The organism is Tsukamurella sp. M9C (assembly GCF_020169415.1).
Classification (GTDB): domain Bacteria; phylum Actinomycetota; class Actinomycetes; order Mycobacteriales; family Mycobacteriaceae; genus Tsukamurella.
In genome coordinates this window covers 1-14,321 of record NZ_JAIULG010000022.1, presented here as the reverse complement: position 1 = coordinate 14,321, position 14,321 = coordinate 1, and the positions used below count along the sequence as shown (strand labels likewise).

Sequence of the window (14,321 nt, the reverse complement as noted above, 5' to 3'; positions counted from 1 at the left end):
GACACGAATCGCCCGCGCTGGGTACGGTTGAGGCCATGAGTGCTCCGACCTCGCCGGCATCGTCGCCCGAACTGACCGCAGCGCTGCGCGCCATCCTGGACGGCCGGTGGGCCGCCACGAGGGACGTGGTGCGCGAGCAGATCCAGGACGGGAACGTGGTCCCGCAGGCCGGGCTGAGCCTCGACGAGTACCGCGAGCTCATGCTCGGCCAGATGAAGGCGATGGTGCCGCTGGGCTTCCCGGCCGACGGCTTCAAGACCGAGCACGGCGGCACGGGCGACGTGGGCGCCGCGGTCACCGCGATCGAGACCCTCGGCTACGGCGACCTCTCGCTCATGGTCAAGGCGGGCGTGCAGTGGGGCCTGTTCGGCGGCGCCGTGGAGAACCTGGGCACCGACTACCACCACGACACGTATGTCAAGGGCCTCATCGACCTCGACGTGCTGGGCTGTTTCGCGATGACCGAGACCGGGCACGGCTCCAACGTGCAGGAGCTGGAGACCACCGCCACGTACCTGCCGGAGACGGGCGAGTTCGAGATCCACTCCCCCACCTCCAGCGCCCGCAAGGACTACATCGGCGGCGCCGGGAAGCACGCGCGCTGGGCCTCCGTCTTCGCGCAGCTCATCACCGGCGGCCCGGGCGAGGAGCCCACCGGCCGCGGCGTGCACTGCTTCGTGGTGCCGATCCGCGACGAGAACGGCGACGACCTCCCCGGCGTCACCACCTCCGACTGCGGCTACAAGGGCGGCCTCCCCGGCGTGGACAACGGCCGCATCGTCTTCGACCGCGTGCGCATCCCCCGGCGCGAGCTGCTGAACCGGTACGCGGACGTCGCGGAGGACGGAACCTATTCCAGCCCTATCGAATCCGATAACAAGCGCTTCTTCACGATGCTCGGCACCCTGATCCGGGGCCGCGTCACCGTGGGCGCCGCGGCGGGCGCCGCCGGACGGCTCGGCATCACCCTCGCCACCAAGTACGCGCTGGTGCGCCGCCAATTCGACGCGCCCGGCGGCGACAACGAGCTGCTGCTCCTCGACTACCGCACGCACCAGCGCCGGCTGCTGCCGCTGGTCGCGCGGGCCTACGCCTTCGCCATCGCGCAGAACGAGCTCACCGCGGAACTGCACGAGCTGCAGACCGGCGACCCCGACGCGGTGGACCCCGCCTACGCCCGCGAGATCGAGGGCAAGGCCGCCGCGATCAAGGCGGGCCACACCCGCCTCGCGTCGGACGCGATCAGCGCGGCCCGCGAGGCCTGCGGCGGCGCCGGCTACCTCTCGGAGAACCGGCTTCCGTTGCTGCGCGGCGACATCGACGTGTTCACCACCTTCGAGGGCGACAACCTCGTGCTCACCCAGCTGGTCGCCAAGGAACAGCTCACCGCCTACGCCGGCGACGTGCAGGGCCTCGACGCGGTGGGCTGGGTGCGCTTCGTGGCGAACATGGCCAAGGACGTCGTGCTGGAGAAGACCGCCGCCCGCCAGGTGGTGCAGACGCTGCTCGACGACTCGGACGAGGACACCGAGGAGAGCGAGCTCACCCACCCGGGCACCCAGCTGCGCCTGCTGCGCAACCGCGAGGACCACCTGCTGCGCACCGCCGCCGCCCGCATGCGGCGCGCGAAGGAGCCCGACGAGGATCCGCTCGAGGTCTTCACCGAGACGCAGGACCACCTGATCAAGGTGGGCGACGCGCACATCGAGCGGATCGTGCTGGAGGCCTTCGTCGACGCGATCACCGACGTCCAGGACCGCGAGACCCGCGACGCGCTCAAGCTGATGCGCAACCTGTACGTGTACTCGCTGCTCGAGCGCGACCTGGGCTGGTACCTCATGCACCGGCACATCTCGGTGGAGCGTGCCAAGGCGATCCGCCGCGGCGTCAACGAGCTGTGCGGTAGGGCCCGCCCGCTCGCCGAGTCGCTGGTCGACGCCTTCGGCATCCCCGCCGCCGCGCTCGCCGTGCCGATGCTCGACCCCGCCAACAGCGTCGCCGTCCGCTAGCCGGCCGTCCCTCGGGCCCGGGCGAGTCCGTCGCACCGCGCTCGCCCGACCCCGCGGCGTCGTACTGTGACGCCATGGCCTCGCAGTCCTACGCCGATCTGCGCCGCGCGCTCGATGACCCGCGCACCGATCCGCGGCTGGTGTTCCACCACGCCCGCGAGCTGTCGGGGGCGTTCGTCCGGAACGAGCACCTGCTCGGGCTGCTCCCGCCCGACGCGCCGCAGGTCATGATCGCCGGCTTCGAGCGAGCGGGCGCCGCGGGCGTGGGCGACGCCTACCTCGAGCTCGCGGCGCTGTACGTCACGGGCGGGACCTGGCAGTCGCCGCTCCTCCCCCAGGACGACGACCGCGCCATCGACCTCTACCGGCGCGCCGTGGCCGGCGGCGTCGACGAGGCCCCCTTCCTGCTCTCGCGCGCGATCTACCGGGCGGACCGCGCCGAGCTCGCGCACGACGCCTGGCGCAGGGCCAAGGCCTTCCAGGTGACCCACGCGGACCGCCTCGACGCCCTCGTCCACGCGGCCTACCTGCTGCAGGCCGGGTTCGGCGTGCCCGAGAACCAGGACGCCGCCGGCGACTTCTTCGCGGAGGCCGCCGGGCGGGGCAGCGCCGACGGTGCCTTCGAGCTCTCGCTCCGCGCGCACCAGGGGCTCGGTGCGCCGCAGGACGACCAGGAGGGGCTGCGCTGGACCCGCCGCGCCGCCGAGCTGGGCAGCGCGCGGGCTTCCTACAACCTCGGCGCCGCGTACGCCACCGGCCGGTACGGCCTCGTCCGCGACGCCGAGGAGTCGCTGCGCTGGTATCTCCATGCGGCGGAACAGGACCACGGCCTGGCGGCCTTCACCGCCGGCGTCATGCTGCTCACCGGCGACGGCGGCCTCCGGCCCGACCCGCAGCGCGCCGCCCGCCTGCTCGGCGACGCCGACTACCTGCTGGGGGACGGCGTCGTCGAGATGCGACTGGGCGCGATGGGGCTCGAGCGCCCGCGGCCCTGACCTACAGCGGCAGCAGGATGTCCTTCACCCGCGGGTCGGTGCGCAGGAACTCCTGCACCGCGGGATCCTTGAACGCGGCGACGAGGTTCTTGATGTTCTCGGTGTCCTTCCACCGCGTGCCGATGGTCAGCTGGCCGGCGAACTCGTCGGGGGCGGGCGGCGCGAAGATCTCCTTCTCGATGCTCACCCCCGCGGCGAGGTAGTACTCGGTGTAGCCGACGGCGGCGTCGAGGTCGGGAAGTGCGCGGGTCTGCGCGGCGAAGTCGAGCAGGGTGAACTGCAGGTTCTTCGGGTTCGTCGCGATGTCCTTGACGGTGGCCTGCCACTTGTTGACATCCGGCTTGAGGGTGATGAGCCCCGCGCGCTCGAGGAACCACAACCCCTGGGCCTCGTTGGCCGGGTCGGAGTACAGCGAGACCTTCGCGTTCTGCGGCAGCTGCTGCGGGTCGGTGTACTTGTCGGAGAACAGCCCGAAGCCCCACCGGAAGACGGGCGTCGCGGCCTCCTCGCGGAAGTCCGGGTTCGCCTGCAGGACCTGCCCGAGCCACAGCTTGTGCTGGTAGACGGTGGCCGCCACCTCGCCCTCGCTGACGGCGCGGTTGATCGTCGTGGAATCGGCGAGTCCCTTGAAGGCGACGGTGATCCCGTGCCGCGGGGCGACGTCCTTGGCGATGAACTCGATGAGCGCCTGCTCCGCGGCGTTGCCCTCGGTGGTCGCCACGAGCAGGGTCGCGCCGGCGGTCTCGTTCGCGGTCTTCGCGTCGGAGCCGCCGAAGGCGCGCCAGCCCACGAAGCCGGCCACCACGAGCACCACCAGGACGACGACGCCGATGATGAGGGGCCGCCGCGAGTCGCGGGTGGTGAAGCCGTGGTCGTCGTCGGCGGGAGCCGCTGCCGGGGTGGGGGTTTCGGTGTCGCTCATGCGAGGGCCTTTCGGAGGACGGTCTGTTCGGGGGTGAGGTGGCGCACGAGCGCGTCGCCGACGAGCTGGATCGTGGTGACCACGACGATGAGGACCACGATGGTCGCGATCATGACGCCGTGGTCGAAGCGCTGGTAGCCGTACGTCACGGCGACGTAGCCGAGGCCGCCCGCGCCGATGGTGCCGGCGATCGTCGAGTACTCGATCATGGCGATGGTGTTGATGGTGAGGCCGCCGACGATGCCCGGCAGCGCCTCGGGGATCTGTGCGCCCCAGATGATCTGGGCGTTCGAGCCGCCGGAGGCCTTGGCGACGGTCACCACGTCGGGCGGCAGCGCCCGCAGGCTGTTCTCGACGATGCGGGCGAAGAAGGCGATGCCCGCGATCGACATCGGCACCACGGCGGCGGCGATGCCGATGTTGGTGCCGGTGAGGAACCGGGTGAACGGGATGATCGCGGTCATGAGCACGAGGAAGGGCAGCGACCGGCCGACGCTGATGACCCACGTGAGGGGTTGGTGCAGCGACGGTCTCGCGAGCAGGCCGCCCGGCGCGAGGTTGTGCACCAGGGCGCCGAGCGGCACGCCCACGACGAGCACGATCACCATGACGAGCCCGACCATGATCACGGTGTCGCGGAGCGCGGGCAGCACCAGGTCGGGGATGTCGCTGAGCGGCACCGTGATCCCGGAGGCGAGGTAGGTCATGCGGCCACCGCCTCGCGCGCGCCCGCGTCGGTGCGCAGCCCCAGGGCGCGCGCCGAATCCACGACGCGGGTCAGGTCACCGTCGTCGATCCCGACGGTGACCGTTCCGACGGTAACGCCCCCGACGGCCTGCACGGACGCCGAGAGCAGCGCGACCGCGGCCCCGGTGTCGAGGGTGACGCGGCTGAGCCAGTCGGCCGGCACCGTCGTGTCGTAGGTCAGGCGCACCGTCGTCTGGCCCGACGGTGCCGTCGCCGCGGGCCCGGCGGACCGCAGGGCCCCGCCGAGCACCGATCCGGGGTCGGTGAGCAGGCCGACGAGGGCGCCCTGTTCGGCGAGGACCCCGTGGTCGAGGCGCGCGGCGCTGTCGGCGACGCGGACGATGGTGTCCATCTCGTGCGTGATGAGCACGACGGCGAGGTTCAACTCGTCGCGCACGTCGCGCAGCAGGTCGAGGTACTGCGCGGTGGCCTCCGGGTCGAGGCCCGACGTGGCCTCGTCGGAGAGGAGGACCTTGGGCCGCAGCGCCAGCGCGCGGGCGATCCCGACGCGCTGGCGCTGGCCGCCGGAGAGCTGGTGCGGGTAGTGGCCGGCCTTGTCCGCCAGCCCCACCCGGTCGAGCAGCTCGGCGACGCGCGCCCGCGTCTCCCCCTTGGTGACGCCCAGGTACTCCAGCGGCAGCGCGACGTTCTCGGCCGCGGTGCGGCGGCGGAGCAGGCTGGACGCCTGGAAGACGGTGCCGATCCGGCGGCGAGCCGCCCGCAGCTGCCCCTCCGGCAGCGCCGTCAGGTCCTGCCCGCCGATCACGACGGTGCCGCTCGTCGGCCGCTCCAGCAGGTTCAGGCACTGCGCGAGCGTCGACTTGCCGGCGCCGCTGGGGCCGACGACGGCGAAGATCTCGCCCGCGGCCACGGTGAAGCCCACATCGCGCAGCACGGGCGTCGCCGCCGCGCCGGTCCCGTAGGTCTTGGTGAGGTTCCGCACCTCGATCATCTGTCCTCCTCGGGTGTGAGGAGAACAGTGCGGCACGCGGCCCGGCGAGAGAACGGTTGCGGTCACCCTGATTCGGGACCGCCCCGACTCAGGAGTCGGACGCGGGGTAGATCATCTCGGCCGGCGCGCGGGACGTGCGCTTGGCCAGCGGGTAGTAGATCGCCGCGGTGCCGAGCAGCCCGACGATCCACGAGATGTCCGCCCCGCCGAGCATGTCCGTGACGGGCCCCGTGTACATCTTCTGCGCGAGGAACGGGACCTGGATGACGATGCCCGCGGCGTACGCGAACAGCGCCGCCCACTGCCACGATCCGTACCGGCCGGCCGGGTCGTAGAGCGCGGGGATGTCGATGCGCTCCTTGGAGATCACGTAGTAGTCGATCAGGTTGATGGCGCTCCACGGGGTGAACACCATGAGCAGCACCAGCACGAAGTTCTTGAAGTTCTCCAGGAAGTCGGCGCTCGCGGCGATCGCGATGATCACCGAGACGGCGACGAAGCCGACGATGTACAACGTGCGGGCGAGCGAGGAGATCCGCGAGCCGCCGCCGAACGCGGTGACGGTGGTGAGCACCGACATGAAGCCGCCGTAGGCGTTGAGGACGTTGACCGTCAGCTTGCCCACCACGATCACGAGGTAGACGACGGCGGCCGCGGCGGCGGGTCCGGCGAGATCCCCGAGGAAGCCGACCTGGTTGCTCAGGAAGGCCTTCGAGGCGCAGGCCGCGACGAGGGCGCCGAAGGTCATCGAGATCTGCGAGCCGATCACGCTGCCCGCGAACGTCGCCCAGAAGGTCGTGCGCTCCGGCGTCGACCGCGGCAGGTAGCGCGAGTAGTCCGCGACGTACGGGCCGAAGGTGAGCTGCCATCCGGCGCCGAGGGAGATCGCGAGCAGGAAGGTGACGATGTCGAAGCCCTTGACGCCCACCACGGCGCCCACGTCGTACGCGGAGAACAGACGCACCATCAGGTACCCGATGCCGACGATCCCGACCACCGTGGCGATCCGGCCGACGATGTGGATCAGCCGGTAGCCGACCACCGCGACGACCGCGGTCAGGGCGCCGAAGATCACGATCCCGACGGCGGGCTCGTCCACCCCGATCAGGCGGTTGATCGCCTGCCCGGAGAGCACCGTCCCCGTGGCCGCGAAGCCGAGGTACATGAGGATCACCAGTACCAGCGGCACGGCGGCGCCCTTCACCCCGAACTGCGCGCGGCTGGAGATCATCTGCGGCAGGCCCAGCCGCGGGCCCTGTGCCGCGTGCAGCGCCATGACGGCGCCACCGAGCACGTTGCCGATCAGCACGCCGATGATCGCCCAGAGCGCGTCGGCGCCGAAGACGACGGCGAGGGCACCGTCGACGATGGCGGTGATCTGCAGGTTCGCGCCGAACCACAGTGTGAACTGGCTGCGGGGCGTGCCGTGCCGCTCGGAGTCCGGCACCACGTCGATGGTGCGGCGCTCCCGCAGCGGCGCCTTCGCATTCGTCGTCGACATCTCGGTGGTCCTTCGTTCGGGAGCGGGGAACTGCCGTGCGGCAGTGACGAGGATCACCCCGGTCGAACGTATCGTGCTGTCTATACAAATGTTTGTCAAGCCGCTTGCAGCTGCGAACAGGCAGGTCACGGACGTTGTCACCCGAAAGAGAACGTGCGGTTCAGCCGCCGCGGAGCTCCCGGACCAGGGCGAGGGCGGCGGCACCGTCGGGCAACTCGTCCATGCCCGCGGTGAGGGCGATCCCGAGGCACGCGCCGCTGATCACGCGGTCGGCGTACTCGATCGGATCGCCCCACGGCAGGAAGGGTTTGGCGACGAGCAGCGAGGCGACGCCGTGCACGACGGTGAGCATGCGCAGCGCGATGGGCTGCGGATCGCCGGGCGGGTAGTAACCCTCCTCCTGCAGGTCGCGCACGTTCTGCTCGAGGTGCGCGAACGCCGCGGTGGTCAGGACGACGTCCACGTCCGAGGCGTCGTCCGACGGGGTCATCGCCGCCAGCCGGTACAGCTCGGGCGTGGCGAGGGCGAAGCGCACGTAGGCGAGGCCCTGCGCCCGCGCCGCGTCGAGCGGGGTCGGGGCGCCGGCCTCGGCCTCGCTGAGCGCGTCGTCGAGTTGCCCGAGGTACCGCGCGACGACGGCGGTGAGCAGCGCGTCCTTGTCGGGGTAGTGGAGGTAGATCGACGGCGGCGTGACGCCGGCGCGCTGCGCCACCGCGCGGATCGAGACCGCCTCGGCGCTGCCCGTCTCGATGAGCAGATCCGTGGCGGCGTCGAGGATCTCGGCGGCGAGCCGCTCCCCGTCGCCGCGCTTGTTGCGCCGCCGTCGTCCCTGCTCCATGGTGCTTACGATTCTCGCAGACCGACGCGGTCGTACAGCCGCTTCATCGGAGCCGGCGCCCACCAGTTCCACACGCCCGCCACGCGCATGAACGCGGGCACGAGCAGCATGCGGATCAGGGTGGCGTCCAGCAGCACCGCGATCATCATGCCCACGCCGAACATCTTCATGAAGGAGACGCCGGCGAAACCGATGGCAGCGAAGACGATCGCCATGAGCAGCGCGGCGGCGGTCACCACCCGGCCGGTGCGGGTGATGCCCATCGCCACGGCCTCGTCGTTCGCGGCGTGGTCCTTCGTCTCCGAGTGGTCCCAGAACTCCTTGATGCGGGAGAGCAGGAAGACCTCGTAGTCCATCGAGAGCCCGAAGGCGATGCAGAACATGAGCACCGGCATGTTCGCGATGATCGCTCCGGTCACCGTCGTGTCGAGCCCGCCGAGCCAGCCCCATTGGAAGATCGCGACCAGCGCGCCGAACACCGCCGACAGCGAGATCACGTTCATCACAAGCGCTTTGAGCGGCAGCACAAGGGAGCCGGTCAACAGGAACAGCAGGATGAAGGTGGTCACCGCGATCACGGCGAGGACCGTCGGGAGGGTGTCGAGGATCGACTGCACCGAGTCGCGGTTGAGCTGCGCGGAGCCGCCGAAGGTCGGGGGCGCGGGAGCCTGCACCTCGTGCAGCCGGTCGAGCTGATCGGACGCGGCCTGCGACAGCGGGTCGAGTTTCGACGAGACCAGCAGCAGCGCCGTGCCGTTCGCGGCCCGGGCGGTCGGGTCTCCATCGGCCACGCGTTGCCCGCCGAGGTACGTGCCCGACGGGGCCACCACCGCGCCGGTGTCCGGGACCTGCGAGAGGCGCACGGCGTAGTCGGCCACGGCATCGTCGTCGACGGTGCTGGTGAGGACCACGCTGACCTGCCCCGAGGCGTCCTCGGCGAAGTCGGAACGGATGGTGTCGCCCACCTGGTGCGAGCTCGACGACGACGGCAGGACGCGGTCGTCGGGGAAGCCGAAATGGATGCTGAGGAAGGGGGTTCCGAGGATCAGCAGGAGCGCGACGAGGGCGAGTCCGATGGGCACGGCGCGGCGCAGGACCGCGCGGGTCAGCCGGTAGAAGAGGCTGTCCTGCGGCGCGGGTTCCGCGCGGCGGCGGCCGATCTTCAGCGCGTCCACGCGGTCGCCGAGCACCGTGAGGATCGCGGGCGTGAGGATCAGCGTGGCGAGGGCCGCGAAGACCACCACCGCGACGCCGGCGTAGGCGAAGGAGCGCAGGAAGTACATGGGGAAGATCGCCATCGCGGCGAGCGAGAGCCCGACGATGACCGCGGAGAAGAGCACGGTGCGGCCGGCGGTGTTCATGGTGCGGCGCAGGGCTTCCGGGCGGTCGCTGCCCGCGGCCACCTCCTCGCGGTAGCGGGAGATCACCAGCAGCGTGTAGTCGATCGCGAGCGCGAGCCCCATCGCGGTGGTGAGGTTGAGCGCGAAGATCGAGACGTCCGTGAACGTGGTGAAGGCGCGCAGGATGCCGGTGGTCGCGATGATCGCGGCGATGCCGATGAGCACGGGGATCGCCGCGGCGACCAGCCCGCCGAAGACCCACACCAGCACGAGGAAGGTGATGGGGATGGCGACGGCCTCGGCGAGCAGCAGGTCGCGCGAGGACTGGTCGTTGATCTGCGCGTAGCTGTAGGCCTGGCCGCCGGGGGTCATGGTGACCGATGGGGGCGGCTGCGGCAGGTCGCCGACGATGGCCTTCGCGTTCAGCGGGGCCTGGGACTCGCCGCCCGCGATGGCGGCGACGATGAGCGCCGTGCGCTTGTCCTCGCTGAGCAGCATCGGCGTGGGCGTGCTGAAGCCGTCGACCACGCTCTCGACGCGGCCGTCGGCCTTGAGTCGGTCGACCAGGCCGCGGCCGTAGGCGCCCGCGGCGGCCTCCTGGTCCTCGGGGATCGAGACGGCGAGCACCAGCGGCAGCCCGCCGCGGTGGAAGTCGTCGGCCATGCGGTCGTAGGTCTGCATCGCCTCGGCCTGCGGGTCGACGTAGCCGCCGGCCTGCAGTTTGTCGGCGACACCGACGCCCGCGAGCCCGAGCCCCGCCAGCAGGATCACGGCCAGCAGCAGCACGGCCTTCGCGCGGCGCGCGACGAAGCGGGTGAGTGCGTCGATCATCGTGCGTCCCCTTCCAGTTGTATTAACGACGTTAAGTTAACAGTGTTAATACATCGCGCGTCAACCACCCACGGTCGGAAGCGCGAACCCGTCCACCTCGAGGCCGATCGCAAATCCCGAGATCCCATGGACTCGACTCCGGGTATGTGGCACTATCTCGTCAACCAAATACTTACCGACCGTTCGGTTGATTAACCATTCTCTCGCCCACAGCACCGTCGACCTCGAGGAACACCTATGACCACCATGACGGCCGACGACCCCGTCGCCTACCGCAGAGAACAGAAGAAGATCCTCGCCGGCACCCTGGTCGGCACGTCCATCGAGTGGTACGACTTCTTCATCTACGCCCAGGCCGCCGGGCTCGTGCTCAGCCCGCTCTTCCTCAAGCCGCTCAACGAGGAGAACCCCGGCCTGGCGCAGATCATCTCGTTCGCCACCGTGGGGATCTCGTTCCTCTTCCGACCGGTCGGCGCCATCGTCGCGGGCCACCTGGGCGACCGGATCGGGCGCAAGAAGGTCCTCGTGCTCACGCTCGTCCTCATGGGCGTGGCGACGGCCCTCATCGGCCTGCTCCCGACCTACGCGTCGATCGGGATCGCGGCCCCGATCCTGCTGATCACGCTGCGCATCGTGCAGGGCTTCGCGGCGGGCGGCGAGTGGGGCGGCGCGGCCCTGATGGCCGTCGAACACGCACCGACCCACCGGCGCGCCTTCTTCGGCTCGTTCCCGCAGATCGGCGTTCCGATCGGCCTCATCCTCGCCACCAGCGTGCTGTTCGCCCTCCAGAAGATCCTCGGCCGGGACGCTTTCCTCGAGTGGGGCTGGCGCATCCCGTTCCTGGCGTCGGTGCTGCTCATCGTCGTGGGCTGGATCATCCGCCGCACCGTCGAGGAGTCCCCCGTCTTCCACCACATGCAGGAGACCAAGAAGGGCTCCGCCGCCCCACTGCGCCAGCTGTTCCGGTCGAACAGCAAAGAGGTCATCGTCGCCGCCCTCAGCTTCATCTCGGTCAACTGCGCCGGATACCTGCTGATCGCCTTCTTCATCTCGTACATGAGCAAGTCACTCAAGGTCGGCCTCGACGGGGTGCTGATCACCACCACCCTCGCGGCCTTCGGATGGTTGGCGTTCGCCCTCGTGGGAGGCCTCCTCGCCGACCGGATCGGGCGCGTCCGCACCTTCCAGATCGGCTACTCGATCATCCTGCTGTGGTGCATCCCGATGTGGTTCCTCATGGACACCAAATCCCTGGGCTGGTACTTCGTCGCCGCGTTCGTGCTCTCGATCGGCCTCGGCCTGGCCTACGGACCGCAGGCGGCGCTGTACTCGGAGCTCTTCCCGGCCGCGGTCCGGTACTCGGGCGTCTCGATCGCCTACGCCATCGGCGCGGTGCTCGGCGGCGCCTTCGCCCCGACCATCTCCGAGTGGATCCTGCGGACCACCGGCGAGTCCTGGCACATCGGGATCTACGTCGGCATCGTCACGATCATCTCGCTGATCGCGATGAGCTCGATCAAGGACAAGCGGGGCGTGGACCTGAACTCCTAGCCCGGAGCTCCTCAGACCCCGCCGAGGCGGTTCTCGCCGAGGGAGTGCACGAACCGCGGGCCGAGGAGTGCCAGCTCCCGCGCGTAGGTCTCGGACCAGCCGCCGAAGGGCACGTGCGCGAGGTACTCGTTGCGGAAGCGCTCGTCCTCGGAGACCTCGGTGACGCAGAAGTCGGGGATCGCGAGGTCGACGACGGGGCCGCCGCGCTCCACCTCCGCCATCACGAGCGGCGCGTTGGCGCCGAGGAAGTCGTCGACGATCCAGCCGTCCTCGCCGAGCCACATGGAGTAGCGGACCTTGGCGACGACGTGCTCGGCGCGGCGCACGATCTGCCCGGCGACGAGGGCGTCGAGTTCGCGCTCGGCCTCGTACCGGGTGCCGCTCACGGCGGGCCCCTTGGCCGTCATGGTTCCGGTGGTCACGCCCTCGAGGGCGTCGACCAGCGCGCCGGGATCGTCGGTCAGTTCCGACGGTGCGGGGCCCTGCACGCGGACCCGGACGGCGTAGCCGTCGGCGGCGAACAGGTAGGCCTGCACGATGAGGGTCGGCGTGGGGTCGAGGGCAGCGGCCTCGGGGACCTCGCGAACGAAGAACTTGCGCTCGAACTCGAAGTCCCCGAAACCCTGCTCAGACATGCCCCCACCGTAGCCGGTCGGGGCGGCGATCCGCGCGAAGCGGGACCGCTCAGACCAGCGTGTAGCCGGCCTCCTTGACCGCGGCCTCGACGGTGTCGCGCGTCAGCTCGGCGTCGCTGGCGACGGTGACCGCGCCGGTCTCGACGTTCACCTCGACGCCGGTGACGCCGCCGATCTCCGAGATCTCCTCGCGCACCGAGGACGCGCAGCGCCCGCAGGTCATGCCGGTCACGGTGTAGGTGGTCTCCACTGCCATATCTCGCTCCTTCAACACTGACGCGATCGCGGATCGTCGCGCACCGTCGACTATACCCCCTAGGGGTATTGGGTCGCCATCGCGGCCGTGCAGAACCGCTCGATCGGCCCGCCCTCGGCGGGACCGGCGAGCTGCAACTGCCCGAGCCACACCGCGATCCTGCCCGAGTCCGGGTAGAAGTAGAACGCCGTGCCCGATCCGCCGACCCAGCCGTAGCGCCCCGGCACGCTCCACGGGCGGGCTCGATCGACGTCCACCGCGCCGCCGTAGCCCCAGGCGGCACCGTCGAGGAAGACGTTGCCCGGCTGGGGCGGCACCTGCACCGACGTCATCGCGGCGACGGACTCCGGCCTCAGGACGCGCACCCCGTCGGACTCCCCTGCGCCGCGCACCATCCGGCCGAAGCGGAGCAGGTCGTCGACGGTGGAGAGCAGGCCGCCGCCACCGGATTCGAAGACCGGCTCGGCGAGGAAGGCGCCGTCGGCGGGGTCGACGATCGCGAGCCCCTCCGGCGTCGACATCACGGCGTCGCCGAGCCGCGGCCGCATCGCCTCGGTCGCGCGGAAGGCGGTGTCGGCCATACCCAGCGGGTCCAGCACGGCGTCGCGCAGCACCTCGCCGAGCGTGCCGCCGGCGGCGCGGGCGAGCAGCACGCCGAGGAGGTCGGCGCCCGTGTTGTACGTCCACCCCTCCCCCGGCTGGTGCGCCAGTGGCAGGCGCGCGGCGGCGGCGAGCCACTCGTCGGGCGGCGGGGTGCCGAGCGGGTCGGCGGGGCCCTGGCGCAGGGTGCCGAACAGCTCCTGCATCAGGGGCGCCCCGAAGTCGGAGACCATGCCGAGGCCGCCGGTGAACGAGAGCAGGTGCCGCACGGTGATGGGGCGGACCGCGGGGACGGTGTCGTCGAGCGGGCCGCTCGGGTCGCGGAGGACGCGGGGTTCGGCGAGCTCGGGGAGCCGGCGCGCCACCGGGTCGTCGAGCCCGATCACGCCCCGTTCCACCTGCACCAACGCCGCTGCCGCGAGGATCGGCTTGCTCAGGGAGGCGATGCGGAAGACGGTGTCGCGGGTCATCGGGACGCCCGGCGCGCGCTCGCCCCGGGCGGCGACCTCCAGGCCCGCCGGGTCGTCGAAGGCCGCCACCGCGCCGGGCAGCGGGCCGCTCGCGATCTCCCGCTCGATCAGTTCCTGCAGCACGGCGCCTCCTGGATCGGGTACGTACCCTCACAAGCATGCCCATCCCCGAGTACGTGCGCAGCATCCGCGACAAGATCGGCACCGACCTACTGTGGCTGCCCGGCGTCGCCGCCGTGGTCGTCAACGGGTCCGGCGAGGTGCTGCTGGGGCGCCGCGCCGACACCGGCGAGTGGGCCTCGATCGCGGGAATCCTCGAGCCCGGTGAGCAGCCCGCCGAGGCGATCATCCGCGAGATCCGCGAGGAGGCCGGCGTCGACGCCGAGGTGCTGGACCTGCTCGCGGTCCGCACCGACGAGCCGGTCAGCTACCCGAACGGCGATGTGGCGCAGTACCTCACGCTGCTGTTCCTGTGCCGCTACGTCGCCGGCGAGGCGCACGTCGCCGACGACGAGTCGCTCGAGATCGCGTGGTTCCACCCCGACGCGCTGCCGCCGATGTCGGTGCGGCAGACCGAGCGGGTGCGCCGCGGCCTCGCCGCCCTGCGCGGCGACACTCGCCCGGCCTGGCAGTGACTCAGACGACGTACAGCGGGAGGCGGAGGGCGCCGGGGG

At 71.0% G+C, this 14,321-nt stretch carries 13 protein-coding genes; 4 read left to right on the top strand and 9 right to left on the bottom strand.

Going from position 1 to position 14,321, the window contains the following annotated elements:
* Window positions 1-35 precede the first annotated feature (35 nt).
* Entirely contained in the window at window positions 36-2,009 is a 1,974-nt protein-coding gene (locus tag LB823_RS12390) for an acyl-CoA dehydrogenase (protein WP_224647546.1), read from the top strand.
* Between the two features lie 74 nt (window positions 2,010-2,083).
* A complete protein-coding gene (locus tag LB823_RS12385; protein WP_224647544.1) occupies window positions 2,084-3,004 on the top strand; it encodes a tetratricopeptide repeat protein in 921 nt (306 codons plus the stop codon).
* A 1-nt stretch (window position 3,005) separates the two neighbouring features.
* Here LB823_RS12385 and LB823_RS12380 read toward each other — a convergent pair whose 3' ends face one another.
* From LB823_RS12380 to LB823_RS12355, 6 genes are all read right to left on the bottom strand, one after another.
* Window positions 3,006-3,926, bottom strand: a complete 921-nt coding sequence (locus LB823_RS12380) for a MetQ/NlpA family ABC transporter substrate-binding protein (RefSeq protein WP_224647542.1) — start codon at window positions 3,924-3,926, stop codon at window positions 3,006-3,008.
* Window positions 3,923-4,633: a methionine ABC transporter permease gene (locus LB823_RS12375; RefSeq protein ID WP_224647540.1), complete on the bottom strand. Its 711-nt coding sequence runs from the start codon at window positions 4,631-4,633 to the stop codon at window positions 3,923-3,925. The genes LB823_RS12380 and LB823_RS12375 overlap by 4 nt, the downstream gene beginning before the upstream one ends.
* Window positions 4,630-5,625, bottom strand: a complete 996-nt coding sequence (locus LB823_RS12370) for a methionine ABC transporter ATP-binding protein (protein WP_224647538.1) — start codon at window positions 5,623-5,625, stop codon at window positions 4,630-4,632. Before LB823_RS12370 ends, LB823_RS12375 begins: the two co-directional genes overlap by 4 nt.
* A gap of 88 nt (window positions 5,626-5,713) precedes the next feature.
* Entirely contained in the window at window positions 5,714-7,126 is a 1,413-nt protein-coding gene (locus LB823_RS12365) for a cytosine permease (protein WP_224647536.1), read from the bottom strand.
* A gap of 160 nt (window positions 7,127-7,286) precedes the next feature.
* Window positions 7,287-7,964, bottom strand: a complete 678-nt coding sequence (locus LB823_RS12360; protein WP_224647534.1) for a TetR/AcrR family transcriptional regulator — start codon at window positions 7,962-7,964, stop codon at window positions 7,287-7,289.
* 5 nt (window positions 7,965-7,969) lie between these two features.
* Window positions 7,970-10,135, bottom strand: coding sequence for an MMPL family transporter (locus LB823_RS12355; protein ID WP_224647533.1), 2,166 nt, complete (start codon window positions 10,133-10,135; stop codon window positions 7,970-7,972).
* Window positions 10,136-10,372: 237 nt separating this feature from the next.
* Between LB823_RS12355 and LB823_RS12350 the strand changes: the two genes are divergently transcribed.
* Window positions 10,373-11,686 (top strand): MFS transporter, encoded by a 1,314-nt coding sequence (locus tag LB823_RS12350; protein ID WP_224647532.1) that lies wholly within the window; start codon window positions 10,373-10,375, stop codon window positions 11,684-11,686.
* A gap of 11 nt (window positions 11,687-11,697) precedes the next feature.
* On the opposite strand, the gene LB823_RS12345 is transcribed toward LB823_RS12350, so the two are convergent.
* From LB823_RS12345 to LB823_RS12335, 3 genes are read right to left on the bottom strand one after another with little or no spacing between them, the layout of a single operon-like run.
* Window positions 11,698-12,321, bottom strand: coding sequence for a hypothetical protein (locus LB823_RS12345; RefSeq protein ID WP_224647529.1), 624 nt, complete (start codon window positions 12,319-12,321; stop codon window positions 11,698-11,700).
* Window positions 12,322-12,370: 49 nt separating this feature from the next.
* Entirely contained in the window at window positions 12,371-12,577 is a 207-nt protein-coding gene (locus tag LB823_RS12340) for a heavy-metal-associated domain-containing protein (protein ID WP_224647527.1), read from the bottom strand.
* Window positions 12,578-12,636: 59 nt separating this feature from the next.
* Window positions 12,637-13,770: a serine hydrolase gene (locus LB823_RS12335; RefSeq protein WP_224647524.1), complete on the bottom strand. Its 1,134-nt coding sequence runs from the start codon at window positions 13,768-13,770 to the stop codon at window positions 12,637-12,639.
* Between the two features lie 35 nt (window positions 13,771-13,805).
* Between LB823_RS12335 and LB823_RS12330 the strand changes: the two genes are divergently transcribed.
* Window positions 13,806-14,282: an NUDIX domain-containing protein gene (locus LB823_RS12330; RefSeq protein WP_224647513.1), complete on the top strand. Its 477-nt coding sequence runs from the start codon at window positions 13,806-13,808 to the stop codon at window positions 14,280-14,282.
* Window positions 14,283-14,321 lie beyond the last annotated feature (39 nt).